We start from the raw sequence: 25,060 nt of genomic DNA, 5'->3' as shown, positions 1-25,060 counted from the left end.
TGACTCTCATATTAAGGCAATATAAATGATGCAGTGCAGCATTTTCTATGGTTATTCGAGTATTCGGAGTTATGCGCATGGATGGGGCGACACACACATCAGATCGCAGGGCCGGCATCGGCAAGCCGGCGATATCGGCTAACGGCAGCATTCATCTCAACAGCCGCATCGTCATCGACGACGAATTTCTTTCCTGCCGGTCGAGCGTCCGGCGGTTCCGGCGCGGCGAAGTCATCGCCGGGGCCGGCGTCCTCGTCGATACCTTCGCGCGCGTCCATTCGGGGGTGGTCAGCGCCAGTACGATGCTGCCCGACGGCAGGGAATTCATCGTCGAGATTATTCCGAAATCCGGCCTCATCGGCGAACTCGAGGTCCTGCGTAGGCAGACGTTGAGTCTCGAATACCGCGCCGGTTCCAACTGCGAACTGCATTTCTTCGAAGGCCGGCTGCTGCGCGATATGTACGCCAGCGATCCAAGCTTTCGCGAAAAGGTTTTCTCCAGGGCGCTGGCGCGTATTTCAGAGCTTGAACTCCGGATCATTGCCAATGCGGCGTCGAGCCTGCAGTCGAGGCTGGCCAGCACGCTGCTGCGGCTCTCCGCTGTTTATGGAAAAGATGCGGCAAATAGCGGCGACGAACTAATCATCTCGCAAAATGACCTGGCCGCGACGCTGCCGGCGTCCCGCGAGAAGGTCAATCAATGCTTGCGGCGCCTGCGGGAAAACAAGATCATCGACGGCGGGCAGGGCAAGATCCGCATTCTCAACCGCAAGGCGCTGGAGGCCTGTGCCAACGGCGCGGTTTCGGTGAAGTGATGCGCCCATCGCTTCCCGAGGCTCTCCGATCCGCAGCAAGCGTCGGCCGTTTTCCCGGCCCAGGCACGACAAAGATCGATCGCGTGGTCATCGTCGACGACTATTCGGTGGCCAGAGGCGGCGCGACGGCGCTGGCGGTGCTGTCCGCCAAGCTTTTTCGGGGGCTCGACATCCCCGTGACCTATATTTGCGGGGATGACGCCGCCAATGTGGAGCTTGTCGCGCTCGGGGTTTCGATGGTCGGTCTGAACAGCCGCGACCTGCTCAGCGCCGAGCGTGCGAAGGCTTTCGTGACCGGCATTCACAACGGCGCCGCCATCCGTATGGTGGCGAACTGGATTGCCGCAAACGACACCGCCAATACCGTCTACCATGTCCATGGCTGGCACCAGATCCTGTCTCCGGCGATTTTCAGAGCACTGGCGCCGGTCGCCGGACGATGCGTGGTTCACGCGCATGATTTCTTTACCGCCTGCCCCAACGGCGCCTTCTTCGACTATCAGGCACAGGAAATCTGCCTTCGACGCCCGCTCGGCGGAAGCTGCATTGCGACGGCTTGCGACAAGAGAAGTTATTCCCACAAATTGTGGCGGGTCGCCCGCGGCTCCAATATCCTACGGCTGCTGAAGGATCAGGCCGATTTCGGCCGAATCATCCTGCTGCACGAGAAGATGGCTGGTTTTCTCGTCGGCGCCGGATATCGGCCCGAACGCCTGACGACGATCCGCAATCCCGTTGCTCCGCTATCCATCAATCGCATCGAGGCGGAGGCCAACGACGAATTCGTGTTCATCGGGAGGCTGGATGAGGAGAAGGGCATAGAGGACGCCGTGGCCGCCACGCGCAAAGCCGGCGTCCGGCTCTGCGTGATCGGGGACGGGCCGCTGATGCCGCTGGTCGCAGCTTCAGGAAATCACGTCAGGGCCGTCGGCTGGCAGTCGCATGCGGAGATCGGCCCGATCATCCGCAAGGCGCGCGCACTGTTGATGCCGTCGCGCTATCCCGAGCCGTTCGGTCTCGTCGCTATCGAAGCGGCGAGGAGCGGTCTGCCGGTCATCATGTCGCGCAGCGCCTTTCTCGCCGAGGAAATGCAAAGAGCCGGCATGGCGCTTGCCTGCGATACGGCTGACGAAATCGCCTTTGCCGATACTTTGACGAGATTCAGCCAAATGCCGAGACATGAGGTCCGCGCCATGAGCGAGCGGGCTTTCCGGCTGTCGCCGGATCTCGCCTCGACACACGAGGAATGGCGCGACGCGCTTCTTGCCGAATACCAGAGCCTGATTTCGGCGAATGCGGTTCCCGAGCTGACAGACGGTGTGGTGATACAAGGAGTATTGAGTTGACTCTTAAAGCAACAACCTCTCTTCCCGACGCGAGGGCATTTCTCGGCGATGCCCCTGTCATGGCGAAAAGACGTGTCACTGATGCCGGAGGCGCGAGCGACACAAAGCAGCTTCGTGTCGCCATCGTGCATTATTGGCTCGTTTCGATGCGCGGCGGCGAGAAAGTCGTCGAAGAGCTGTGCCGCATGTTTCCGCAGGCCGATATCTTCACCCTCGTCTGCAACCGGGATCGCATCAGCGATTTCCTGAAGACGCGGAACATCCGCACGTCCTTCCTGCAGAAGATCCCCGGCGCGCAACGGCATTATACCAAGATGCTGCCGCTGATGCCCTTCGCGCTCGAGCAGTTCGATCTGCAGGACTACGATCTCGTGCTGTCGAGTGAATCCGGACCCGCCAAGGGCATCATCACGCGCGCCGACGCGCTGCATGTCTGCTACTGCCACTCGCCGATGCGCTACATCTGGGATCAGTTCCATGTCTACCGTCATGGCCTGCCCTGGGTTGGGCGCGCTTTGATGTCGATCACCGCGCCCATGCTGCGCGCCTGGGACGTGACGACGTCCTCGCGAGTCGATGTGTTCGTCGCCAATTCCGATTATGTCGCAAGCCGCATCCGCCGCTTCTACGACCGGGAATCCATCGTCATCCATCCGCCCGTTGCGACGGACGATTTTGCGGTGGGGAAGGGAAAAGGCGAATTCTATCTCTATGCGGGTCAGCTGACCACCTATAAGCGGCCGGATATCGCCGTTCGCGCCTGCACCGAGGCCGGGCGGAAGCTGGTCGTGATCGGCGAGGGAGAACAATTGGCTTATCTGAAGTCGATCGCCGGACCGACCGTTGAGTTTCTCGGCCACCAGCCCTTCAACATTCTGCGCGACCACCTGTCGCGATGCCGCGCGCTGTTGTTTCCGGGCACGGAGGATTTCGGCATCCTTCCGGTGGAAGCCATGGCATCCGGGCGGCCGGTCCTGGCTTTCGACGCCGGCGGTGCCAGAGAAACCGTTTCCTCGCCGCAGGTCGGTTTTCGCTTTGCGCAGCAGACCACGGAAGCTCTGTTGGAAACGATGGCGGCGTTCGAAGAGGTGGAGGACGATATCGATCCGCATGCCATCCGCGCGCACTCGCTGAAATTCTCTTCCACCGTGTTCCGCGACCGTCTGTCCAACCTGATCGAACAACAACTGTCCACCCATGGCGACCGATCCGCCGAGGTCTTCAGAAGACGGCCGGGCTGACGGAAAAGGACGGAGCTGCCTGTTTGCCGCTGCCACCGAAACCGTCTCAATCCGTCGACGAGGAATAGAAGATAGATCATGTCAAGCGTATCTCAGAAGACGGCGACGGCGAGTATCTGGACAATCGGCGGAAAATTCCTGGCGCGACTGCTCGATTTCGTCAGCCTCCTGGTCCTCGCAAGGCTTTTGAGCCCAGCGGATTTTGGACTTGTCGCTATCGCGACCTCGGTTCTGGTCATCGTCGAGACAATCCTGGACCTGCCGCTGACGCAGGCCCTGATGCGCCAGCCGTCGCCTTCTGACGATATGTTTGCCACGGCCCTTACCCTCAGCCTGCTTCGAGGCGTGGCCATCAGCATACTGATGATGATCATTTCCTGGCCAATGGCTCTGATCTACGACGATTCCCGGCTTTTCTCGCTTGTCGCCGTGCTCTCCATCGCGCCTGCGATGCGCAGTGTGATCAGCCCACGCATGGTTCTGTTCATGCAACGGTTCGATTTCAAACGCGAGTTCGCACTCGATCTCATCACCAAGGGTTCGACACTGTTGTTCGGTGTCGGGGTGGCGGTCGCGACCGGCAGCTATTGGGGACTGGCGATCGGCGCGGTTGCAGGCCCGACCGCCGCGGCGATCACCTCCTATGTCTTTGCGCCGATGCGACCGAGGTTCAGCCTTTCCGAGTGGAAGCACTTTCAGGACATGATCAGCTGGAACACCGTGTCGCAGGTGCTGAGTTCGATCAACTGGCAACTGGACCGGCTGCTTTTGCCACGCTTTACCGGCTTGTCGACGTTCGGCGCCTTCAGCGTCGCCGACAATATTGCCGGTATTCCATACCAGACCTTTGTTGGGCCATTGTTGCGCCCGCTGATGGCGGCATTCTCGACCGTCGATGACCGTCGTAATCTGATCACTGCCTATCTGAAGGCGACGAACGCGATCACCTTCGTGGCCGCGCCCATCCTCATCACGCTGGCGCTTCTTGCCGAGCCGGCCGTACGGATCATCGTTGGCGAGAAATGGGCATCCGCCGCGCCGATTCTGCAATGGCTGTGCATCGTCAGTCTGCTCGGTCTTCCGACGAATATGATGCCGCCATTGGCCATGGTCCTGAATAAGACCCGTTATCTCGCTCTCCGGATGTTTGCCGAGTTCGCCGTCAGGGTTCCGGTCACCGTCCTGGGCATCGTCTATTTTCAGGTGGCAGGAGCATTGGGCGCGCGGATCGTGGCGGTGCTTGTCGCCTATGCCGCATCGCTCATCATCACGCGGCGGCTGATCGGCGCGACGTTTGCCGCTCAGTTGAACGCTTTTTTGCGGCCTCTGTCCGCGAGCTTGCCGATGATCGCTTTCCTGCTGTGGATTGAGCCGATGCTCGCCGCCATGCCTGTCGGCCTAAACCTTGTCGTCGGCCTGGCGCTTTGCGGCGGGGCAGCAGTCGCGATCTTCTGGGCCTTCGCGCTGTTGCTGTGGCAGGTTGTCGGAAGGCCAGACGGCATCGAGACCATCGTCGTCCAAAGGCTCATGCCGCGACGAAACGGGGTTCTCACCTTTTGATCGAGACAAGTGTAGTCCAACGATTGGTTTGGCGTTTTCGGAGGAGCAGGATGCGTTACGGGATATCTTCTAAGGCTCTGGGTTTGCTCATTGTTCTCGGCCTGGGGGCGTTGCCCGGGCAGCCCAGCGTGGCTCAGCAACCACTCAATATCAATGCGTACCAGCTAACGTTCGAGGAAAGTTTCGACAGTCTGGACGTCTCGGCCTGGGGGGAGAGAAGCTCCCGCTGGATCGCCCATACGCCCTGGAACGGCGATTTCGGTGACGCCAGGTTCACAGACCCGGCGCCGGGCTTTCCGTTTACCACCGATCAGGGAATTCTGAAGATCGAAGCGCGCAAGGAGGCCGATGGAACTTGGCGCTCGGGCCTGTTGTCGTCGGTGAACCCGAAAGGCGAAGGCTTCTCGCAGCAATTTGGTTATTTCGAAGCACGGATGAAGCTGCCGCCGGGCAAGGGTGTCTGGCCGGCCTTCTGGCTCATCGGGCTTGACCGGTCGAAATACACCTCCGAGATCGACGTCCTGGAATATTATGGACGCGCGCCCTACGAATTCAGCATGGGCTTTCATATCTGGCGTCAGAGCCAGGGCGGCCAGAACACGACCGGCGGCCATTGGCAAACCGTTCAGGACGGAATTTTAAACAGCGAATACCACACTTACGGCGTCGATATCCAAGCTGACAAGACGAGCTTCTACTTTGACCGTCAGTTCATCTGGAGCTTCGATACGCCGAAGGAGTTCCACATGCCGTTCTATCCGCTGGTGAATCTGGCGCTCGGCTCGGGTTGGCCGATCGATGAAACGCCGAACCCTTCCATCCTGCTCGTTGACTATATTCACGTCTACCAGCGGAAGCCCACTGAGGCAGCGAATTGAACAATTGAGGGGAAAACCGTTCTGTCGCTAACGGCCGCAGCTGAGGCCGGTTACCGGGTCGAAGAGATGCATCGCCTCCTCATCGAAGAAGAGAGTAATTTTGTCATTGTCGCGGATCGGCGTGCGTGGCGGCAGGCAGGCCACCAGGCGCTGATTTCCGGCAAGGGCGGTGACGACGAGTTCCGGGCCGGTCAGCTCTGCGACCTCAAGGGTTGCCTCGATCGATGGGCCGGTGCCGTCCGTGCGAAGCGCCTCGGGACGGATGCCGAGGATAAGCTCGCGGCCATTGCCGGCCGCTTCTCGGAAACGAGCGTGCAGGGGCAGGATCGCATCGGAGCCTGAAAGCGCCAGGCGACCGTCACGCGCCGTCACCTTCAGCAGGTTCATCGGCGGCGCGCCGACGAAGGTGGCGACATAGAGCGTCGCCGGATGGTTGTAGATCTCCTCCGGCGTGCCCAGCTGCTCGATGCGGCCGTCGCGCATGACGGCGATGCGGCTTGCAAGGGTCATTGCCTCGATCTGGTCATGGGTGACATAGACGACCGTGGTTTTCAGCATCTGATGCAGCCGCTTGATTTCGGTGCGCATCTCCATGCGCAGCTTGGCGTCGAGGTTGGAGAGAGGTTCGTCGAAAAGGAATACCTCCGGCTTGCGCACCAGCGCGCGGCCGATCGCGACGCGCTGGCGCTGGCCGCCGGAAAGCTGGCTCGGCTTGCGGTCGAGGAGGTTTTCGATTTGCAGGAGCTTTGCGGCATCGTGCACGGCCCTGTCGCGCTCCGGCGTCGGCACCTTGCGCATTTCCAGGCCGAAGCCGATGTTCCGGTGCACCGTCAGATTGGGATAGAGCGCGTAGGATTGAAAGACCATGGCAATATCGCGGTCCTTCGGATGTACGCTAAGCACCGAGCGGCCGCCGATCCTGACATCGCCGCTCGTCGCCTCGGCAAGGCCGGCGATGATGTTCAGCAGCGTGGACTTGCCGCAGCCGGAGGAGCCGAGCAGCACCAAGAACTCGCCGCTTTCCAATGAGATGTCGATGCCTTTCAGCGTCTCGACGTCGCCGTAGGTCTTGCGGATGTTCTGAATTTCGAGCGCGCTCATCGCACGGGCTCCTCAGGAGATGACGGGCCGCCATAATTGCGGGGAAGGGTGGAGATGGCGCGCGAGGCGACTGCGGTTCCCGCCTCCAGGCAGGACATCATCGGCTCATCGCTTGCGAGCGCGGCGAGGAAGGCGGCGTTGAAGACATCGCCGGCGCCGATCGTATCGACGACCTCGACAGCGGGTGCCGCCACCGAAACCAACAGGCCGTCCGGCCCGATCGCGAGAGCGCCGTCCGGGCCGCGCTTGACGACGATGATCGCGCCCTCCGGCATATGCGACCTGATGTGACGGGCCGCCTCGATCGGATCGTCAATGCCGGCAAGCGTCGTCGATTCGACCTCATTCAGCAGCGCAATACCGCTGCGGGAGAGCCAGGCACGTGTCGCCGCGCAATTCTCGTTTGTCCAGCCGTCGAGCGGCCAGCCGGTATCGAGCGCGACGGTGATGCCATGGCTGTCGGCCCAGTCGAAGAAGGCGTCATAATCCGCTGTCAGGTCGTCGGTCAGGAACGAGCCGCAGAGAAGGGCGTAACCGCCGCTGAGGCGAGTGCCGTCGAGGGCCGCAAAGACGTCTGCCAGACTGAAGCGCGGCAGATGGCCCCTCGTCGTGAAGAAGGTGCGCTCGCCGTCCGGATGGGTAATGCCGACGGAGAGCGTCGTTTTCTCAGGACGGACCTGCCACTTGTCGGAACGGTGGCCGAAGGCTTCGCTCAGCCAGCGGCCGAACTGGTCGCTGCCGATATTGGCGGCGATCCCGAATTCGACGCCAAGCGCTTGCCAGGCGAGCGCGCTGTTGCCGGCGGCTCCGCCGACCCGCAATTCGTCATGATCGACGATGATTTCCGTCCCGGCCTTCGGCCAGGGGGCGGCCGGTCCAAGGATCAGGTCGATGTTGACGTTGCCGATGACTGCAAGCGGCCGCATTCATTCGCTCCGGGTGATCTTCGTGGAGCGGACTGGCGTTCCGGCATTCTCCAGGCGGGCATCTGCAAAGGCGATCATCAGCCGCTGGGCGACCGGCAGCATGGCGAAGATCGCGGCAAGACCGGTTGCAGGCGCAAAGCGGATCGTCACCGCGCCGGCGACCGGCGCTTCGCCCGAGGCGTCGAACAAGATGATCGGGGCGCCGGTCTTGACAGCGGATGCCGCCATTGCGGTGACCAGGCCGGCCGTTTCGTCCATGCCGCGGAAGAGCACGACACCGATGTCCGATCCCAGCATCTCCATCGGTCCGTGGCGCAGCTGGCCGCCTTCGAGCGAAAAGCAGGGACGGCGTGACAGCTCCGTCAATCCGAGCGCCAGCGCCTCGGCGACACCCTGCAGCCGGCGTCCCGACGTGACGATCGTCACGACGTTTTCGAGTGCCGAGAGGGCGGCGGTGATGTCATGGTCTTCAGGCGCCTTGAGGACGGCAAGTGCGGCGTCGGGATTTTCGCCGAGGGCGGCGAGGATAGCCAGATGCAGAGCGAAGGTCACCGTCAGGCTGCGGGTGGCAGCGAAGGCTAGCTCGGTGCCGCCGCTGCCTACCAGCGACGGGGCGGTTCTTGCGAGGAAGGAGCCGCCTTCGAGTGTCAGGCCGAAAGTCTCTTCCGTGCCGCCGGTCTCGTCGAACCAGCGCAGGACTTCGGCGCTTTCGCCGGATTGCGAGGTGACGAAGATCGTCCTGCCGGCGATCGGCAGCGGCTGGCCAAGCTGCTCGGACAGCGGCAGGGCCACGGCATCGATGCCGTAGGCCCGATAGAGCGGCTCGACGGCGCGGTTGACGGCATGTGAGCCGCCCATGCCGATGAGCAGCAGCCTGCCGGTCTTTTTCAGCGAGGCGGCGGCCCTTGCCGCCATCGGCTGGGCGGCTTCATAGGAGGCGATCGCATCGGCATGCTGGCGCGCCATTTCGCGATCGATCGCGGCAAGTCCGGCCGGCCGGGTTCTTTCTGCTGTCATGTTCATCCCTTGACGCCGCCGCTGGTGAGCCCCGAAATCAGGGCGCGTTGCATGACAAGACCGATCAGCACCGGGGGCAGGGCGGCGAGCACGCCTGCCGTCGCAATCAGTCCGTAATCGGAAACGCGGCCGCCGGCGAGATCGGCAATGGCGACAGTCAGCGTCTTGGCGCGCTGGTCCGAGGTGAAGAGCAGCGCATAGAAGAATTCATCCCAGGCAAGCAGGAAGGCAAAGAGGCTTGACGTCGCGATCACGGGGGCCGCCAGCGGCAGCGTGATGATCCGCAGCGTCTGGAACAGGCCGGCGCCGTCGATCATCGCGGCGGATTCGATCTCGCGCGGGATGGAATCGAAACCCGATTTCATCAGCCAAGTGGTGAAAGGCGCAAGGATGGTGAGATAGACGAGAGCGAGGCCGAAGACGTTGTTCAGCAATCCGAGATGGGACAGGCCCATATAGAGCGGCACGGCGAGCGCCACCGGCGGCAACATATAGGTGGCGATCACCATCGACAGCGACCAGCCGACCGAAGGCGTACGCGACACAGCCCAGCCGGCCGGAATGGCGAGTGCGATGGCGGCGATCGTCGCCATGCCCGCCACTTCGATGCTGTTTCGCAGCGACGAGGTGAAGGCGGCGCCGGCGCTGTTTTCGAGCGTCGAGAGCAGCACGCCGTAGCGAGAGAAATCCGCTGTCTGCGGCCACCAGCGCAGCGGCTTTGCTGCAAGGTCGGCGGCCGGCGAGATGCTCATGATGAACAACCACAGGATCGGCGCCAGAATGACGGCGGCAAGCAGCAATGCACAGAGGTAAATGAAGGCGGAAAAGAGCGGGCTCTGGCGTTCCATCAGGCCGCACTCCCCGCCGTCCTGCGCACCAGAGCGGCGTAGCCGGCAGCAAGCAGCGTCACCAGCAGCGTGACGATCAATGCCAGCGAGGCGCCGGAGCCTGCCCGCTGGAAGGAGAAGGCTTCCTGATAGACGAGGATCGACAGCGTGCGCGTGCTGTTGGCCGGGCCGCCGCGGGTCATGACCCAGATGATGTCGAACACTTTGAAGGCCTCGATCGTGCGCAGCACCAGGGCCACCATCAAGGGCCCGGCGAGATAGGGCAGAACGACGAAGCGGAAGCGGGCGAAAGCGCCGGCGCCGTCGACCAGCGAGGCGGCAGTGATGTCGCGCGGCACGGCCTGGAGTGCGGCCAGCGCGATCAGCGCCACCAGCGGAAAATTCTTCCAGCAGTCGGCGACGATGAGGGCTGCCAGCGCCGTGCCCGGTTCGCCGAGCCAGGAGCGGTAGGCCTCCAGCAGGCCGAGTTGGGTCAGCGCGGCGTTCAGTGCGCCGTATTCCGGATTGTAGATCAGCCGCCAGAGCGTGGCGTTGACGACGGTCGGCAGCGCCCAGGGCAGGATCATCAGGGCGCGAAGTGCGGTGCGGCCGCGAAACTGCTGGTTCAGCAGCAAGGCTGCCAGAACGCCGATTACCATTTCGGCGGCGACCGAAACGATCGCGAACCATGCTGTCGTGATGAGCGTGCGCTGGAAATTCGAGCCGGAGATCATCTTCACGTAGTTGTCGATGCCGACGAAGTTTCCTTCCGTGCCGACGAGCTTGGCATCGGTGAAGGAGAGGCCGACGGTATCGATCAGAGGCCAGCCAATGACTGATATCATGACCACGAGAAGCGGCAGCACCAAAAGCCATGCGCGGGTTGTCAGCCAAGTGCCCGACATCAAGGCGACCCTTCTTCATTACAGGTTTTGGAGACCGGGCGACGGCCGGCGCCGCCCGGGTTTTCATGGCTTGATCAGAGGCCGCTATTGTCTGCGGCCGACTTCAGCGCGTCCTCGGGAGAGGACTGGCCGAGCAGCGATTCCTGGATCGCCTGCTGCAGCGCGGTCGAGAGCTCCTGATATTTCGGTGTCGTTGGACGCGGATACATCGCGGCTAGGCCGATCTTGGCGGCGGAGATCAGCTCTTCCTGGCCCTTGGTGACGGCTGGATCCTCGTAAGACGACGCCCAGATCGGCAGGCTGAGCTTGGCATAGGCATTCTGCGTCGCCTGCGACGTCATGAAGGTGATGTATTTCCAGGCTTCATCCGGATGCTTGCTGGCCGAGGTGATGCCGAGGCCCATCGAGCCGTTGACGGCTGAAGCCTCGCTCTTGCCGGCAATACCCGGCGCCGGCACGACGCCGACCTTGCCTGCGACCTTGCTGTCCTTCGGATCGTTGGCCATGTTGTACATGTAGGTCCAATTCAGCGCGAAGGCGGCATCGCCGTTTTCGAAGACCTTGCGGACGTCCTCTTCCAGGAATTCCTTGGAATTCGGATTGGTCAGGCCGGAGGAATAGCTGGAGACCATGTACTTCAGGGCATCGAGGCCGCCGCCGGTCTGGAAGGCCGGCTTGCCGTCCTTGAGGAAGTCGCCGCCATAGGCGCTGACGAGCGTGGTGTAGTCGCAGATCGCGGCTTCGGCCTGCGACCAGCTCCAGGCGATCGGCGTGGCAAGCAAGCCCTTGTCCTTGATCGTCTTCGCCTGTTCGGTCAGCTCGTCCCAGGTCTTAGGCGGAGCCTTGATGCCGGCCTTTTCGAGGATTTCCTTGTTGTAGAACAGGTATTTGGTGTCGAGGATCCACGGCATGCCGTAATATTTGCCGTCATATTGCACGGTGGTCCAGGCACCCGGCAGCACGCCTTTCTTCATCTCGTCGGTGACGCGAGAGGAGACGTCGACCAGCACCTTGTTGGTGGCGTATTCAGCCGGCCAGATGACGTCGAAGAGGACGACGTCGTAGCCGCCGCCGGAACCTTGCGCCAGCACCGTCTTGTCGTGCAGGCCTTCATAGGGAACGAATTCGAGATTGACCTTGATATCGGGGTTCGCCTTGGCGAAGGCGTCGGTCATGGCGCGCACATCGGCCTCGCTATAGGCGGCCTGCGCCATGAAGAGCGCGTTCAGCGTCGTTTCGGCGAATGCATGCGGAGCGAGGGATGCGCCGATCAAGGCCGCACCCAGAAGCGTCTTGTTAAAGGATTTCAGCATTGCAGCCTCCAGTTTTTGACATTTACGCATTACCGAGGGCGGTCCTCCGCCATCGGTGTTCGAGAAGGCACGCGCGGAATGCGTGCCGGTTCGTCGTCTCGGAGCGTCGTCGGAGCCCTTGCCGGCCTCCTGCGTTCCCTGGAACTCTCCGGTCCCTTATTAAGTCAAGTGTCTTGACTTATTACTTCTTCAACATTCTATTGGAGTCAAGAGGGAATTGCACATGAATGACAGCCGCCCGATCCGGGCCAAGAGCGGCACCAATCACGAAGGCACCAGCGCGCATAACCGGCGCGTGATGATCGATGCCCTCAGGATCAACGGTGCGCTTTCACGGGCCGATCTGGCGCGGGCGACGCGGCTGACCAAGCAGACGGTGTCGAATATCATCGAGGAACTCGAGCGCGACGGTCTCGTCAGTTCGCAGGAGACGGTGAGGAGGGGCAGAGGCCAGCCGTCAACACCCTACGGCCTGGTTCCCGAGGGCGCCTTTGCGATCGGCCTGCAGATCGACCGGCATGTGACGCGGGCGGTCGCGGTCGATCTCGTCGGCAGCGTTCTCGTGCGGGACGAGGCCGGCCTCCCACCTGGAGGTCCGTCGAACGGGACGAAGGTCATCCTCGACCTCGTCGCAGGCATACGGTCAAAGCTTGCCGGGATCGTCCAGCAGTCGGAAAAGCGGCTGGTTGGTCTCGGCGCCGCCATGCCCGGGCCTTTCGGGGTTGCTGGCAGCGGCGATGATCCTTGGATGATGGAGGCCTGGCAGAAATTTCCGTTGTTGGAAACGCTGACCGCCGGCACCGGGCTCGATGTCGGCCTGCAGAACGATGCGGCGGCGGCGGCGACTGCCGAACGCATGGTGGGAGCTGCCCATGGCCTCGACCACGCCGTCTGCCTCTTTGTCGGCTATGGCATCGGCGCCGGCCTCATTCTGAACGGCGAACTCTACCGCGGCACCAACGGCAATGCCGGCGAGATCGGCATGGCGCTGCTGTTTGCCGACGGCAAATCGACGCCGCTCGAACATCGCGCCTCGCTCGCCTCGCTCTATCAGCATCTATCGGTCGATCCCGCCGATCCTCATCTGCACGCACGTATCAACGATCTTGCCTTGATAGGCGATCAAAGCATCCACACCTGGGTCGAAGCAGCGGCAGCGGACCTGCGCTGGAGCATCCATCTCATCGAGACGCTGTTCGATCCGCAGACGGTGATCCTCTGCGGCAGCGCGCCGGAAGCGCTGGTGAACAGGTTGATTGCGGCAATCGGCCCGTTGCTCCCCTCGATCGCCGAACGTCGTGGCCGGACGCTGCCGCGCCTGCAGCCCGGCATGGCCGATCCCTGGTCGGTGGCGCTTGGCGCTGCCGCCGGACCGATCAGCCGTGCATTCGATCCGCGTTTTGCGGCGATCCTGAAGGATTCCCTTCAATCCTGAGGCCTAAATCCTGAGGTTGCACACCAGTGCAATGGCGAAAATTCCCGCGTTTTTGCAAGCTTCGTTGCGGCGGAGTAGCCGAATAAAGGCACTCTTTCAGTATAAATAAATATTAAATATCCCCTAAAATTCCATTGTTTTGAATATAGCTGTAATCTATTGGCAATATTCTGAAGAAAGCTTTGAAATTTCTCTAAATATTTCCCTAGGATTTGCGAACAACGGTTGTATGAAGGTTTTATGACAACTGTATTTAGATAATTTCATGTCATGTAATATTCATTGGCCGCGGCAATTTGAACCAGCTAATAGGGCGTGCGCTGAAAGTGCGCGTCCCTTTTACGTTCGAGGTTCTCATGCAAGCCAAGCTTCTCGGCGCCGTTGGCGCCCTTCTCGCTACAGCGTTTCTTGCTGGTCCCGCTGCCGCCGCCGATAAGACCAAGATTGACTTCTGGATCGGCAATTCCGGTGACATCGCAAAGCGTGTCCAGGAGCAGTGCGATCGCTTCAACCAGTCGCAGGCCGACTACGAAGTCGTCTGCACCAGCCAGGGCAGCTACGACGCGTCCCTGCAGAACACCATTGCTGCGTTCCGCGCCGGCAAGCAGCCGACCATCGCCCAGGTCTCCGACGCCGGCACCCTCGACATCATGCTCTCCGGCGCCTACTACCCGGCCAACAAGCTGATGACCGACATGGGCTATACCGTCGACTGGAAGGACTACTTCTCCGGTATCTCCGGCTACTACGCGACATCGAAGGGCGAGATGTACTCCTTCCCCTTCAACTCCTCGACCGCTCTTCTCTACTGGAACAAGGACGCCTTCGCCAAGATCGGCAAGGACCATGCTCCGGCGACCTGGAAGGAAGCAGGCGAGGACCTCAAGGCTCTGAAGGATGCAGGCTATGCTTGCCCGCTCGGCTTTGACATCTCCAACAACGAAGTCTGGCAGTACATCGAGCAGTTCGAAGCGGTCAACGGCGAAGCGATCGCCACGAAGAAGAACGGTTTTGAAGGTCTCGACGCCGAGCTGGTGTTCAACAAGAACCCGCTTCTCGTCAGCTACGTCAAGGACCTCAAGTCCTGGTACGACAACAAGCTTGCCGTCATCAAGAACAAGGCTGTCGGCCAGACCTTCGTCGAAGCCTTTGCCGCTGGCGATTGCCAGGTCATCCTGACCTCGGTCGGCGACCACGGCAATGTCGGCCGCACCGCCAAACAGGGCATGAACTGGGGCGTTGCCATGCTCCCGACCTACGGCGACGCAACCCGCCACAGCTCTTTCGTCGGCGGCGCTTCGCTCTGGGTTCTGAAGGGTCACTCGGACGCCGAATATAAGGCTGCCGCGGCATTCTTCAACTTCATCGCAAAGCCGGAAGAAGCTCTTACCTGGTCGACCGTTACCGGTTACATCCCGGTTCGTAACTCCGGCTTCGAATATCTGAAGAAGCAGGGCTTCTACGACAAGGCTCCTTATGCCGGCCGCGAACTCGCCATTCAGAGCCTGACCGCCTCGCCGGCTGGTGACGCGGCTCCGCACGGCATCCGCCTCGGTGGCCTGCTGCAGGTCCGCACCGAAATCGCCAATGGTCTGCAGGCAATCTTCGTCAACAATGCCGATGTCCAGGCTTCGCTCGATAGCGCTGCCGAACGCGGCAACACGCTGCTGCGTCGCTTCCAGCAGACCTACAAGAACGTTCAGCTCCCCTGATCGTTTAATATGAGCCGCACCCGGTCCGCGTTTCGCGCGCCGGGTGCGTACTCGGCCGCGGATGCGAACTCGCCGCCCGCGCCTAAAGCGCGCCGCAATCTTTCAGATTCGCTCCTCGCGCTTTAGACCTTTATTTTGACGCATGTCGTTACCGCAAAATCGCTGCACATTTTTGCGCGACATGTTTTAAATCGAACCAGGACGAAAACGACCTCTCATGGAAAAGCGCGTCACTTTCTCCTCAACGACGATCGGGCTGCTCTTCGCATTTCCGATGCTGCTGCTGATCTTCGTCTTCTTCTATTGGCCGAGCGCGCAGGCGCTCTATTGGGCGTTCACGCTCGAGCAGCCATGGGGCGGCGGTAATGCCTGGGTCGGTTTCGACAATTTCAAACAGCTGCTCACCGACCCGATCTATTGGGACTCGATCACTCGCAGCATGATTTTCGGCTTCAGCTCGACGGCCATTGCCATGGGACTGGCGCTGATCCTGGCGCTTTTGACGGATCGTGAACTGCGCGGCCACAAAGTCTACCGGTCGGTCTTCATCTGGCCTTACGCGATTGCCGCTCCCGCTCTCGGCCTCGCCTTCCGGTTCATCCTGGCGCCGGAGGCCGGCCTTCTGTCAGTCATCAACCACGTCTGGCCCGGCCTCTGGAATCCCGCGCTCGACGGCAAGGATGCTATGATCGCCGTCATCGTCGCCTTCTCCTGGAAGTATATCGGCTACAACTTCATCTTCTTCCTCTCGGCGTTGCAAGGCATTCCGCGCTCGCTGATCGAGGCCGCCGCGATGGATGGTTCGGGGCCGATGCGCCGGATCTGGGATATCCAGCTGCCCCTGCTGACGCCGACGCTGTTCTTCCTGCTCGTCATCAACATCACCGAGAGTTTCCAGGATTCCTTCGGTATCGTCGACGTCATGACGCAGGGCGGCCCGGCGCGCGCCACCGAACTCATGGTCTACAAGATCTATTTCGACGGATTCAGGGGTCTCGACTATTCGGGCGCTGCAGCGCAGTCCATCATCCTGATGGTGCTCGTTGTTCTTCTCACCATCTTCCAGTTCCGCTTCATCGAGCGGCGCGTGCACTACAAGTGAGGTCGCGGACATGATCGAACGCACGCCGATATTCAACTTCATCTGCTATACGCTTCTCGCGCTCGGCATGGTGATCGCGCTTCTGCCTTTCGCCATCGTCATCATCGCCTCGACGCTTGATCTGGAGACGGTCAATCGCGTGCCGCTGCCGCTGATGCCGGGCTCGCATTTCTGGGAAAACGCTGAGACCGCCTGGGTTCGCGCCGATCTCGGCAACAAGCTGTTCCACAGCATCATCTTCGCCGCAACCGTTGGCGCCGGCAAGGTCCTGCTGTCTTCCATGGCAGCCTTCTCGATCGTCTACTTCCGCTTCCGCGGCCGGTATGTGATTTTCTGGATCATTTTCATCACGCTGATGCTGCCGCTGGAAGTCCGCATCGTGCCGACCTATTCGATTGCGGCCAACGCGCTGCAGCCTTTCCAGACGATCCTCGACATCACCGGCATAAGCTGGCTCGTTGCGCAGATCACCGGCGTCCAGATCAAGCTGGAATGGGGTCTTTTGAATTCCTATCCCGGTCTCGTTCTGCCGCTGGTCGCGACCGCGACCGGCACCTTCCTCTACCGGCAGTTCTACCTGACGGTTCCGGACGAGTTGGCCGAGGCTTCGAAGATGGACGGATCGGGTCCGGTCCGGTTCTTCTGGGATATTCTGCTGCCGCTTTCGCGGCCGAATATGATCGCGCTGTTCACCATCATGTTCGTCTGGGCCTGGAACCAGTATCTCTGGCCGCTGCTGATCACCACCGATCCGAATTTCGGCATCGCCGTAACGCAGCTCAAGACCCTCATCCCGTCCGAATTCGGCCTGCCCGACTGGAACGTGGCCATGGCCGGAACCCTGATCATCATGTCGCCGCCATTGATCCTCGTCATTCTGATGCAGCGCTGGTTCGTACGCGGCCTTATCTCCACCGAGAAGTGAAGGAGTACTCCCTTGGCACCGATCTCCATTCGTGGCGTGAAGAAAAACTACGGCAAGACCCCCGTCGTTCACGGCGTCGATCTCGACATCCAGTCGGGTGAGTTCATCGTCATCCTCGGCCCGTCCGGCTGCGGCAAGTCCACGCTGCTGCGGATGATCGCCGGCCTCGAGGAAATCAGCGGTGGTGAAATCGCCATTGACGGCCGCGTCGTCAACCAGCTGGAGCCGCGCGAGCGTGGCTGCGCCATGGTGTTCCAGAACTATGCGCTTTATCCGCATATGAGCGTTGCCGAGAATATCGGCTACGCATTAAAGGTGGCCGGCGTCTCGAAGGCGGAGCGTCAGCGACGCATCGGCGAGGTCGCCAAGGCGCTCAGCCTCGAACCTTTCCTCGGACGCCGGCCCGCCGCTCTTTCCGGCGGCCAGCGCCAGCGCGTCGCCATGGGGCGGGCGATGATCCGCGAACCGAAGGTATTCCTCTTCGACGAGCCGTTGTCGAACCTCGATGCCAAGCTGCGTATCGCCATGCGCGCCGAAATCCGCCGCCTGCACCGCCGCCTTGGCGCCACGTCGATCTTCGTCACGCATGACCAGACCGAGGCGATGACGCTGGCCGACCGGCTGGTGGTGATGAATGGCGGCAGGGTGGAGCAGGTCGGCACGCCGGAAGAGGTCTATCATCATCCGGTCTCGCGCTTCGTCGCGGGTTTCGTCGGCACGCCGGCGATGAACCTGCTCGAGGGCACGATCAATGACGATGGCGTCTTCGTCTACGATCAAAGCCGCAAGGTCGTGCTGCCGCGCGAGCGCGCCGCACCGCTGAAAGGCAAACGCGTCGTGCTCGGCATGCGCGCCGAGGCCGCCCGGCTGGTCGCCCCGGATGCTCCCGGCGCCCTCACCGCAACGGCCGATTTCATCGAAGAGCTCGGCGCAAGCCGCGTCGTCCACGCCGATTTCGACGGGCTGCCCTTTGCCGTGGCGCTGACTGAGGCCGTGAAGGTGAGGTCGGGCGATCCGATCGGCATCGCGATCGATTACAACCAGATCCACCTCTATGCCGCCGATACCGGCCGGATTATCGAGAACCCTGTTATGAACGGCGCAGACGCCGTCAACGCTTGAAGGCGTCTGCGATGATGCTTGCAGAGCGTTTGGCGGCGTAAGGGTCTGCGCACATTGCGGAAATTACTCTAACGGTGGATCGGATCGATCCACGCAACGTCTTCCGGCTTTTCGACCGGTTCGATGTCGAGGTTAACGACGACCGGTTCCTGGCCTGAGCGGACGAGAACGCATTCCAGCGTCTCGTCGCGGCTGGCGTTGATCTCCTGATGCGGCACATAGGGCGGAACGTAGATGAAGTCGCCGGGGCCGGCCTCGGCGGTATATTCCAGATGCTCGCCCCAGCGCATGCGGGCCTTGCCCTTGACCACGTAGATGATGCTTTCGAGATCGCCATGGTGATGAGCGCCGGTCTTGGCGTTGGCATGGATCGTCACCGTGCCGGCCCAGATTTTCTCGGCCCCGGCGCGCGCGTTGTTGATCGCAGTCGCGCGGTTCATGCCCGGCGTCTGCGCGGTGTTCGGATCGAGCGAATTGCCGGGAATGACCTTGACGCCATGTTCACGCCAATCGACATGATGCTGCTCGTGGTCGTCGCTCATGCCTTGCCTCCAGCTTCGATTTGGTCAGTCTAGGCGTGAGGCAGGCAGCGGCCAAGCAGATTTGCCGCTGTACAGCCCACAATATCTCGGCGCCGCGATAGCTTCTCCGCACAAACGAAAGAACGGACCCGATGAGCCACCTCCCGCAAATCGACTACGACACCGCTTCGGAAGAGGTTCGTGCGGCGCATGACGAGGAAGTCAGGCGGCGCGGCCGGATGACCAATATGAAGCGTACGCTGCTGCATTCGCCGGCCGCCCACCGCATTTATGCCGAATGGTTCACGCTGCGCGCCGAACTCGATCCCGCGATCAACGACCGGGCGATCTGGATATTCTCGCATGCGATCTCGAAGGCAGCCAGATCGAAGATCGCTATCACCTTCTTCCGCCGGGCGCTGATCAACAAGGGTTTCGATCCCGACGCACTGGAGCTTTCCGACGAGGAAGCGCTGCTCGACGCTTTCGGCAAGGCGATCGTCGCCGATTCCAACGCCGTTCCCGTCGAACACTGGGCAAAGCTGAAACAGCGCTATGAGACCAAGGTGCTCGTCGACCTCGTCGCTTTCGCCGGCATCATGCTGGCCACCGCCGTCTTCAACAATGTCGTCGAGGTTGATTTCGATCCCGAGCTTGAAGGCTTTGCCGAAGGCGCCAGTTCATCCGCATCCTGAAATTTCAGCTATTGAGCGGCAGGATCAGCACGTCGCGCGGCGGCACCTCGATGCCACTATTGCCGATATGGCCGATCGGCCAGACGGCCTGACTTTGGGCAAGCGTCCCTTGGGCGAGCGTTACCTCAGTCTTCTGCGCCGTTCGCGTCGGATTGACTAGCCAGAGGAAGCTGCCCTTTTCTCCCTCGTGGATACGGGCGAAGAGTGCGGCATTCGACAGCGTCACATGGCGCTTCGTCCCGCTCCATCTCAATAGCTCAGCGAAGAAAGCGCCGTTCGCCTTCCCCTGCGTGCGGTAATAGGCCACGGAAGGATTGGTGCCGATCAACAGCGTGCGGCCCTTGCCATAGGCGTTTTCGACGACGGCAAGACGGCCGTCGGTGAAGTGGCCGCGTCCTGTTCCGCCGGTCAGCCGATAAGACTGTAGGAAGCCGCCGCCGTCGACGGCTGCGCCGTCCAGATCGAAATGGATGCGGTCGCCGATATCGGGCATGAACTCGACCTCTTCCTCTCGCGCGCCGAATACCTCGTCGAGGCCCATATTCGGCTGAACGGTGCCGACATGGCCGCGATCGCCGAAATAGCCGGGGCATGCTTCGGCAATCAGCGTGCCGCCGTTTTCGACCCAGGCTTTCAGGCGGTTCGCCTGTTCTGATGTGAACATGATCGGATAGGGGAAATAGAGGAAATCATAGGCCGCGATATCGTCGATATGCACCCAGTCCGGCTGCACGCCATTTTCAAGGAAGGCGCGATAGGCGCCCCACATGGCCTCGGGATAGGGTTTCTCCTTGCGGTCATGGTTCAGGAGGTAATCAAACTCTTGCGTTTCGCGAACGACAAGGATGCCGACCTCGCCGCGAACGGGCTTTGCCTCCCAGAGGGGAGCCTGCGCCCGGTCGTTTGCCCATTTCGCCATGGCGCTTGCCATATCGGAGCGCGGCGTGCGCGAGCCGTCCATGCCGTAGGAGCCGAACGCGCCGAAGAGCGGGCCATCGAGCAGCGGGCGCCAGCGCAGATTGATCACGCCGCGGGCGCCGCCGGCAAGCGAGGTCATGCTCCAGAGGCGGATATCCTCGGGCTCGGCGACGCGGCCATCCTCCTTGTCGCGGCCGATCACCTGCGGCTGCAGCCAGAGCGGCCCGCCCTGGCGCTCGGCATGCCAGAAGGGCTTGCCGCGGGCGGCGGCGCGGTTGATATCGACGCCATACCAGTTCTTCCAGGCTTCCGAGCCCTTGCGCGCCTGGATCCAGGTGAAGCCGTAAACCTCGACCTTGGAGGCGGCGAGCCAGTCGTCGCAGCCGTTGGCCGCCATGTTGGGAATTGCGCCGGATATGCCATGAGCAGCGATGGTATTCTTCTGGTCGACGGCGCGGATCGTATCGATGCGCCACTGCATCTGGTCGTAGAAATTGTCGCGCTTGAACTGCAGCCAGTCGATGCATTCCGGATAGGGCGCCATGTGCACCGGCGGCTCGATATCCTCCCATTCGGCATAGCTGTAGCGGTACCAGGCTTTCGCCAGGACCTTCAGGCTGCCGTACTTCTTCTCCAGCCATTTGCGAAAGGCTGATTTGGCAAAGGGGCTGTAATCGACATAGGCGGAATAGTTGCACTCGTTCCAGACGTCATAGCCATAGATCGCCGGATGATCCTTGTAGCGGGTAGCGAGTGCGGTCAGGAACTTGCCGGCGGCTTCCTTCACTTCGGCGCAGTTCAGCGTCAGGGCGCCGGCACCGCCGCCATTGTTGGAGAAGCCACCGGTTGCCGACGAGACGCCCATGTAGGAACCGAGTTTGGTGCCGTCGGCATTGACCTGCAAAGCATGAGCATATTTGCGCACTGCCCAGTCCGGCACGGCATGAATCAACTCGGCGATAACGGTCTTGATGCCGTTTGCGGCGGCAAGGTCCATCTGGCGGTCGTATTCTTCCCAGTCGTAGACGCCGGGGGCGGTTTCGATCGCGCTCCACATGAACCAGTGGCGGAAGATGTTGAGGCCGTCTTGCCCAGCGGTGGCGTAGTCGCGTTCCCAATCCACGCGGGGCGGATTCGACTTGCGGAAATAGACGGCGCCGTAGGGCAGCTGGATATCTTTGTTGAGCATTTCTGGTCCTTTTCTATTAATGTCCGGACATGGCTCCGCCGCCCGGAGAGGAGGTTCCGGCAATCGGCAATCGAAGACGTCGTGCGATTGTTCTAAAAAGAGTGGATCTAGCGCGGCCCTCCGGCGAGGAGTTCCAGGGTGCGGATGAGGGCGGAATGGTCGCGTTCGCCGTCGCCATTGGCGATCGCGGCATTCATCAGCTGCTGCGTGGCGGCCGTGTTCGGCAGCGACAGATCGAGTGCGCGGGCGGCATCGACGGCAAGCGTCATGTCCTTGCGGTGCAGGCGGATGCGGAATCCGGGCTCGAAGGTCTCCTTGACCATGCGCTCGCCATGCACTTCGAGGATGCGCGAAGCGGCAAACCCGCCCATCAGCGCGGAGCGGACCTTTTCCGGATCGGCCCCGGCACGCTTGGCAAACAGCAGCGCTTCGCCAACCGCCTCGATCGTCAGGCCGACGATGATCTGGTTGGCGACCTTCGCCGTCTGGCCGTCGCCGCTACCGCCGACATGGGTGATGTTCTTGCCCATATTTTCGAAAAGCGGTTTGGCGCGTTCGAAAGCTTGCTCCTTGCCGCCGACCATGATCGTCAGCGAGGCGGCCTTGGCGCCGACCTCCCCGCCGGAAACCGGGGCATCGAGGTAATCGCAGCCGAGCGCCTCGATGCGTTTGCCGAAAGTCTTGGTGGCGACCGGCGAGATCGAGCTCATGTCGATGACCAGCTTGCCCTGGGAAAGGCCGGCGGCGACGCCGTCTTCGCCGAACAGAACCGCCTCGACATCTGGTGTATCCGGCAGCATCAGGATGACGATGTCGGAAGCGTGCGCCACCGCCCCGGCGCTTGCGGCGGCTTTGCCGCCCTTGTCGACAAGATGCTGCGAGATTTCCTTCACCCGGCTCAGATGCAGCGTGTGGCCGGCGTCGATCAGGTGTTCCGCCATCGGGCGGCCCATGACGCCCAGTCCGATAAATCCGATGTTCATGCTGTCCTCGCTGACTTCAGATAGGGTTTCATCCAGCCGAGGCCTTCGCTGGTGCCGGATTTCGGCTTGTACTCGCAGCCCACCCAGCCGTCGTAGCGGAGGCGGTCGAGTTCGGAGAGGATGAAGCCGTAATTGATCTCGCCGGTCCCGGGTTCGCCCCGGCCGGGATTGTCGGCGATCTGCACATGGGCGATCTTCTCCTTCAGCCTTGTGAAGGTCGGGATCAGGTCGCCCTGCATGATCTGCATGTGGTAGAAATCATACTGGATATAGAGGTTGTCGGAGCCGACCCGGTCGAGGATGCGTTCGGCATGGGCGGTCGTCGACAGGAGGAAGCCTGGAATATCGCGCAGGTTGATCGGTTCGATCAGCAGCCGGACGCCGGCGTCGGCACAACGCTTTGCAGCATATTTCAGATTGTCGACCAGCACCGTTTCCAGCGTTTGAAGGTCCGCACCCCTAGGCACCAGACCGGAGATGACATTCACCTGCCGGCAATCGAGCGCTGCGGCATAATCGAGCGCCAGTGCCACTCCGTTGCGGAACTCGTCTACGCGCTTCGGTAAGCAGGCGATGCCGCGCTCGCCGCCGGCCCAGTCGCCTGATGGCACGTTGAAGAGCGCCTGTTTCAGGCCGCTCGCCATCAGCGCATCGGCGACCTTCTCCTTCGGCTCGGCATAGGGGCCGAGATATTCGAGGGCGCCGAAGCCGTCCTTTGCGGCTGCCGTGAAGCGGTCGAGAAAGGGCAGGTCCTGGTAGAGGAAGGAAAGGTTGGCGGAAAATTTCGGCACGGGATCGTCCTTAGATATTGGCGGGCGCGACGAAACGATGCCGGTGCAGCATGCGCTTGTCGCGGGGGTCGGGATTGGGAACGGCGGATATGAGGCTCTTGGTATAGGCCTCCTCGGGAGCGGTGCAGATCTGTTCGGCCTCGCCGAGTTCGACGATTTTGCCGCGATGCATGACGGCGACGCGATCGCAGAAATAACGCACCACCGAAATATCGTGCGAAATGAAGATGAAGCTCAGGTTCAGCCGCTGACGGATATCGAGCAGCAGGTCGAGGATCTGGCTGCGGATCGAGACGTCGAGTGCCGACGTTGCCTCGTCGGCGATGATGATGCGCGGATCGAGTGCAAGGGCGCGGGCGATGCCGATGCGCTGGCGCTGGCCGCCGGAGAAGGCATGCGGATAACGCTCCATGCCCATCGGATCGAGGCCGACCAGGCGCATCAGTTCGGCGACGCGGTCCTCCAGCGCCTTGCCCTTGGCCAGACCGTTGACAACAAGCGGATCGCCGATCACTTCCTTGACGGTCATGCGCGGATTGAGCGAGGCGAAAGGATCCTGGAAGACCAGGCGGACTTCGCGGTGGAAGGTGCGGAGTTCGCGCTTGGTGAGTTTCGTGACGTCGATCTCGCTACCGTCCTTGCCGCGATAGCTGATGCTGCCCGATGTCGGCTCGACGGTGCGCAGGATCAGCCGGCCGAGCGTCGTCTTGCCGGAGCCGCTTTCGCCGACGATGCCGAGGTTTTCGCCGGGATAAAGATCGAAGCTGGCGTCGTCGACGGCGCGCAGCGTATTGGCCTTGCCGTGCCAACCGTAGATCTTGCCGAGATTGCGGACGGACAGGATCGGCTGCGGTGCCTCCGGCGACAGCGCCACGGCGGGCAGCCTGCCTTCGACATGGTGCGTGAGCTTGACCGTCGAGGCCAGCAATTGGCGGGTATAGGGATGCTCGGCGGCGTGGTAGATCGCATCGACCGGTCCGCGCTCGACGATGCGGCCGAAGCGCATGACGGCAACATCATCGGCCACTTCGGCGACGATCCCCATGTCATGGGTGATGAGCAGCATGGCCATGCCGCGTTCGACCTGCAGCCGCTTGATCAGGTCGAGGATTTCGGCCTGCGTGGTGACGTCGAGCGCCGTCGTCGGCTCGTCGGCGATGAGAATATCGGGATTGCCGGCAAGCGCCATGGCGATCATGGCGCGCTGGCGCATGCCGCCGGAGAATTCGAAGGTGTAGCGGTCGGCCATCTTGTCCGGGTTCGGGATCTCGACCTGGCGCAGCAGTTCGACGGTCCTTTCGCGGGCGGCGCGATGATCGAGATTGCTGTGCAGGCGCACCGCCTCGATGATCTGCGAACCGATGGTGTGAACCGGCGACAGCGAGCTCATCGGCTCCTGGAAGATCAGGCCGATGCGGCGGCCGCGGATGGCGCGCATCGCCCGGTCGGACGGCTTCAAGGCGGCAATGTCGATGACCCCGTTACCTCCGGTGATCCCGTCGCCGTTGTTGAGCAGGATGCGGCCGGAAACGATGCTGCCGGGGCTGTCGACAATCTGCAGCAGCGAGCGGGCGGTGACGCTTTTGCCGGAGCCGCTTTCGCCGACGAGGCAGAACGTCTGACCACGCTTCAGCTCGAAGGTGACATTTTCGACGGCGTGCAGGATGTGGGTGCGCAGCCTGAAATCGATCGAGAGGTTTTCGACGGAGAGAACGACGTCGTCTGAAAGATCGGTCAT

The 25,060-nt window shown here is 61.7% G+C and carries 22 protein-coding genes; 11 read left to right on the top strand and 11 right to left on the bottom strand.

From position 1 onward, the window contains the following. The first annotated feature begins 77 nt into the window (after positions 1–77). The 5 genes from ACIPSK_RS25740 to ACIPSK_RS25720 all read left to right on the top strand — a co-directional run bounded on the left by ACIPSK_RS25740 (position 78) and on the right by ACIPSK_RS25720 (position 5,840). Positions 78–815, top strand: coding sequence for a Crp/Fnr family transcriptional regulator (locus ACIPSK_RS25740; protein ID WP_026154330.1), 738 nt, complete (start codon positions 78–80; stop codon positions 813–815). Beyond that, positions 815–2,161 carry a glycosyltransferase family 4 protein gene (locus ACIPSK_RS25735; protein ID WP_162117908.1) on the top strand — a complete coding sequence of 449 codons (1,347 nt, stop codon included), beginning with the start codon at positions 815–817 and terminating at the stop codon, positions 2,159–2,161. The genes ACIPSK_RS25740 and ACIPSK_RS25735 overlap by 1 nt, the downstream gene beginning before the upstream one ends. Then, positions 2,158–3,402 carry a glycosyltransferase family 4 protein gene (locus ACIPSK_RS25730; RefSeq protein ID WP_017965903.1) on the top strand — a complete coding sequence of 415 codons (1,245 nt, stop codon included), beginning with the start codon at positions 2,158–2,160 and terminating at the stop codon, positions 3,400–3,402. The genes ACIPSK_RS25735 and ACIPSK_RS25730 overlap by 4 nt, the downstream gene beginning before the upstream one ends. Before the next feature lie 78 nt (positions 3,403–3,480). Then, a complete protein-coding gene (locus ACIPSK_RS25725) occupies positions 3,481–4,962 on the top strand; it encodes a lipopolysaccharide biosynthesis protein (RefSeq protein WP_162117909.1) in 1,482 nt (493 codons plus the stop codon). 50 nt (positions 4,963–5,012) lie between these two features. Continuing rightward, on the top strand, positions 5,013–5,840 hold the full coding sequence (locus ACIPSK_RS25720) for a glycoside hydrolase family 16 protein (protein WP_162117910.1): 828 nt from the start codon (positions 5,013–5,015) through the stop codon (positions 5,838–5,840). A 27-nt stretch (positions 5,841–5,867) separates the two neighbouring features. On the opposite strand, the gene ACIPSK_RS25715 is transcribed toward ACIPSK_RS25720, so the two are convergent. From ACIPSK_RS25715 to ACIPSK_RS25690, 6 genes are all read right to left on the bottom strand, one after another. Next, positions 5,868–6,941: an ABC transporter ATP-binding protein gene (locus ACIPSK_RS25715; protein ID WP_162117911.1), complete on the bottom strand. Its 1,074-nt coding sequence runs from the start codon at positions 6,939–6,941 to the stop codon at positions 5,868–5,870. Next, positions 6,938–7,867, bottom strand: coding sequence for a PfkB family carbohydrate kinase (locus ACIPSK_RS25710; protein ID WP_162117912.1), 930 nt, complete (start codon positions 7,865–7,867; stop codon positions 6,938–6,940). The genes ACIPSK_RS25715 and ACIPSK_RS25710 overlap by 4 nt, the downstream gene beginning before the upstream one ends. Then, on the bottom strand, positions 7,868–8,890 hold the full coding sequence (locus ACIPSK_RS25705) for an SIS domain-containing protein (RefSeq protein WP_162117913.1): 1,023 nt from the start codon (positions 8,888–8,890) through the stop codon (positions 7,868–7,870). Continuing rightward, positions 8,887–9,732 (bottom strand): carbohydrate ABC transporter permease, encoded by an 846-nt coding sequence (locus ACIPSK_RS25700; RefSeq protein ID WP_162117914.1) that lies wholly within the window; start codon positions 9,730–9,732, stop codon positions 8,887–8,889. Before ACIPSK_RS25700 ends, ACIPSK_RS25705 begins: the two co-directional genes overlap by 4 nt. Beyond that, positions 9,732–10,616, bottom strand: coding sequence for a carbohydrate ABC transporter permease (locus ACIPSK_RS25695; RefSeq protein WP_162117915.1), 885 nt, complete (start codon positions 10,614–10,616; stop codon positions 9,732–9,734). Before ACIPSK_RS25695 ends, ACIPSK_RS25700 begins: the two co-directional genes overlap by 1 nt. A 74-nt stretch (positions 10,617–10,690) precedes the next feature. Continuing rightward, complete coding sequence (locus ACIPSK_RS25690; RefSeq protein WP_162117916.1) at positions 10,691–11,929, bottom strand: extracellular solute-binding protein; 1,239 nt, start codon at positions 11,927–11,929, stop codon at positions 10,691–10,693. 223 nt (positions 11,930–12,152) lie between these two features. Here ACIPSK_RS25690 and ACIPSK_RS25685 point away from each other — a divergent pair, with 223 nt between their 5' ends. The 5 genes from ACIPSK_RS25685 (at position 12,153) to ACIPSK_RS25665 (ending at position 18,225) form a co-directional block, all read left to right on the top strand. Beyond that, positions 12,153–13,364 carry an ROK family transcriptional regulator gene (locus tag ACIPSK_RS25685; RefSeq protein WP_162117917.1) on the top strand — a complete coding sequence of 404 codons (1,212 nt, stop codon included), beginning with the start codon at positions 12,153–12,155 and terminating at the stop codon, positions 13,362–13,364. A 356-nt stretch (positions 13,365–13,720) separates the two neighbouring features. After that, the gene (locus ACIPSK_RS25680; RefSeq protein WP_162117918.1) at positions 13,721–15,076 is read left to right on the top strand and encodes an extracellular solute-binding protein; all 1,356 of its coding nucleotides are present in this window, start codon (positions 13,721–13,723) and stop codon (positions 15,074–15,076) included. A gap of 217 nt (positions 15,077–15,293) precedes the next feature. Further along, the gene (locus ACIPSK_RS25675) at positions 15,294–16,178 is read left to right on the top strand and encodes a carbohydrate ABC transporter permease (protein ID WP_017965892.1); all 885 of its coding nucleotides are present in this window, start codon (positions 15,294–15,296) and stop codon (positions 16,176–16,178) included. A gap of 10 nt (positions 16,179–16,188) precedes the next feature. After that, positions 16,189–17,103 (top strand): ABC transporter permease subunit, encoded by a 915-nt coding sequence (locus ACIPSK_RS25670; protein WP_162117919.1) that lies wholly within the window; start codon positions 16,189–16,191, stop codon positions 17,101–17,103. 12 nt (positions 17,104–17,115) lie between these two features. Then, a complete protein-coding gene (locus tag ACIPSK_RS25665; RefSeq protein ID WP_162117920.1) occupies positions 17,116–18,225 on the top strand; it encodes a sn-glycerol-3-phosphate import ATP-binding protein UgpC in 1,110 nt (369 codons plus the stop codon). A 68-nt stretch (positions 18,226–18,293) separates the two neighbouring features. Here ACIPSK_RS25665 and ACIPSK_RS25660 read toward each other — a convergent pair whose 3' ends face one another. Beyond that, positions 18,294–18,767, bottom strand: coding sequence for a cupin domain-containing protein (locus ACIPSK_RS25660; protein WP_017965889.1), 474 nt, complete (start codon positions 18,765–18,767; stop codon positions 18,294–18,296). Between the two features lie 131 nt (positions 18,768–18,898). Here ACIPSK_RS25660 and ACIPSK_RS25655 point away from each other — a divergent pair, with 131 nt between their 5' ends. After that, a complete protein-coding gene (locus ACIPSK_RS25655; protein WP_017965888.1) occupies positions 18,899–19,441 on the top strand; it encodes a hypothetical protein in 543 nt (180 codons plus the stop codon). A gap of 4 nt (positions 19,442–19,445) precedes the next feature. Here the strand turns inward: ACIPSK_RS25655 and ACIPSK_RS25650 are convergent, their stop codons facing one another. From ACIPSK_RS25650 to ACIPSK_RS25635, 4 genes are all read right to left on the bottom strand, one after another. Beyond that, positions 19,446–21,548 carry a beta-galactosidase gene (locus ACIPSK_RS25650; RefSeq protein WP_162117921.1) on the bottom strand — a complete coding sequence of 701 codons (2,103 nt, stop codon included), beginning with the start codon at positions 21,546–21,548 and terminating at the stop codon, positions 19,446–19,448. 107 nt (positions 21,549–21,655) lie between these two features. Next, entirely contained in the window at positions 21,656–22,531 is an 876-nt protein-coding gene (locus ACIPSK_RS25645; RefSeq protein ID WP_162117922.1) for a 2-hydroxy-3-oxopropionate reductase, read from the bottom strand. Beyond that, complete coding sequence (otnI, locus tag ACIPSK_RS25640; RefSeq protein ID WP_162117923.1) at positions 22,528–23,322, bottom strand: 2-oxo-tetronate isomerase; 795 nt, start codon at positions 23,320–23,322, stop codon at positions 22,528–22,530. Before otnI ends, ACIPSK_RS25645 begins: the two co-directional genes overlap by 4 nt. A 10-nt stretch (positions 23,323–23,332) precedes the next feature. Further along, positions 23,333–25,060 carry an ABC transporter ATP-binding protein gene (locus tag ACIPSK_RS25635; protein WP_162117924.1) on the bottom strand — a complete coding sequence of 576 codons (1,728 nt, stop codon included), beginning with the start codon at positions 25,058–25,060 and terminating at the stop codon, positions 23,333–23,335.

Source organism: Rhizobium sp. LARHSG275 (assembly GCF_052871115.1).
This window is presented reverse-complemented; position numbering and strand designations above follow the sequence as displayed.

Excerpts from the sequence above, each read along its gene's own strand:
- ACIPSK_RS25695 (WP_162117915.1), bottom strand. The coding sequence starts at position 10,616 with ATGTCGGGCACTTGGCTGACAACCCGCGCATGGCTTTTGGTGCTGCCG.
- ACIPSK_RS25705 (WP_162117913.1), bottom strand. The coding sequence starts at position 8,890 with ATGAACATGACAGCAGAAAGAACCCGGCCGGCCGGACTTGCCGCGATC.
- ACIPSK_RS25690 (WP_162117916.1), bottom strand. The coding sequence starts at position 11,929 with ATGCTGAAATCCTTTAACAAGACGCTTCTGGGTGCGGCCTTGATCGGC.
- ACIPSK_RS25715 (WP_162117911.1), bottom strand. The coding sequence starts at position 6,941 with ATGAGCGCGCTCGAAATTCAGAACATCCGCAAGACCTACGGCGACGTC.
- ACIPSK_RS25685 (WP_162117917.1), top strand. The coding sequence starts at position 12,153 with ATGAATGACAGCCGCCCGATCCGGGCCAAGAGCGGCACCAATCACGAA.
- ACIPSK_RS25645 (WP_162117922.1), bottom strand. The coding sequence starts at position 22,531 with ATGAACATCGGATTTATCGGACTGGGCGTCATGGGCCGCCCGATGGCG.
- ACIPSK_RS25660 (WP_017965889.1), bottom strand. The coding sequence starts at position 18,767 with ATGAGCGACGACCACGAGCAGCATCATGTCGATTGGCGTGAACATGGC.
- ACIPSK_RS25680 (WP_162117918.1), top strand. The coding sequence starts at position 13,721 with ATGCAAGCCAAGCTTCTCGGCGCCGTTGGCGCCCTTCTCGCTACAGCG.
- ACIPSK_RS25735 (WP_162117908.1), top strand. The coding sequence starts at position 815 with ATGCGCCCATCGCTTCCCGAGGCTCTCCGATCCGCAGCAAGCGTCGGC.
- ACIPSK_RS25650 (WP_162117921.1), bottom strand. The coding sequence starts at position 21,548 with ATGCTCAACAAAGATATCCAGCTGCCCTACGGCGCCGTCTATTTCCGC.
- ACIPSK_RS25655 (WP_017965888.1), top strand. The coding sequence starts at position 18,899 with ATGAGCCACCTCCCGCAAATCGACTACGACACCGCTTCGGAAGAGGTT.
- ACIPSK_RS25700 (WP_162117914.1), bottom strand. The coding sequence starts at position 9,732 with ATGGAACGCCAGAGCCCGCTCTTTTCCGCCTTCATTTACCTCTGTGCA.
- ACIPSK_RS25740 (WP_026154330.1), top strand. The coding sequence starts at position 78 with ATGGATGGGGCGACACACACATCAGATCGCAGGGCCGGCATCGGCAAG.
- ACIPSK_RS25710 (WP_162117912.1), bottom strand. The coding sequence starts at position 7,867 with ATGCGGCCGCTTGCAGTCATCGGCAACGTCAACATCGACCTGATCCTT.
- ACIPSK_RS25720 (WP_162117910.1), top strand. The coding sequence starts at position 5,013 with ATGCGTTACGGGATATCTTCTAAGGCTCTGGGTTTGCTCATTGTTCTC.
- ACIPSK_RS25725 (WP_162117909.1), top strand. The coding sequence starts at position 3,481 with ATGTCAAGCGTATCTCAGAAGACGGCGACGGCGAGTATCTGGACAATC.
- ACIPSK_RS25635 (WP_162117924.1), bottom strand. The coding sequence starts at position 25,060 with ATGACCGATCTTTCAGACGACGTCGTTCTCTCCGTCGAAAACCTCTCG.
- ACIPSK_RS25675 (WP_017965892.1), top strand. The coding sequence starts at position 15,294 with ATGGAAAAGCGCGTCACTTTCTCCTCAACGACGATCGGGCTGCTCTTC.
- ACIPSK_RS25670 (WP_162117919.1), top strand. The coding sequence starts at position 16,189 with ATGATCGAACGCACGCCGATATTCAACTTCATCTGCTATACGCTTCTC.